Genomic DNA, 233 nt, shown 5'->3' on the forward strand with positions numbered 1-233 from the left:
TCTTGTGAAGACGGATCATGACAATAATCCGGATACACCAGACCAAGGTGGTTTAGACCGAGTAGATGGTTCAATCACAGTTGATGTGGATACTCAAGGCCATATTACAGGTGGCACCACAGACGTTGCACCGGGTAGTCAAGTCACCTTAACTATTACAGGTCAGGATCAGGCGGGTAACCCACTTGAGCAACAAGTCACTGCTACTGTTAATCCTGATGGTAGCTATACAG

The 233-nt window shown here is 46.8% G+C and carries 1 pseudogene; it reads left to right on the plus strand.

Features of this window, described 5'->3' with window-relative positions:
* Window positions 1–233: pseudogene (locus ACH63V_RS18220) on the plus strand (hypothetical protein); the annotation flags it as partial.

Origin of the sequence: Acinetobacter sp. ABJ-A23_2, assembly GCF_044538765.1 — a bacterium.
GTDB lineage: Bacteria > Pseudomonadota > Gammaproteobacteria > Pseudomonadales > Moraxellaceae > Acinetobacter > Acinetobacter nosocomialis_A.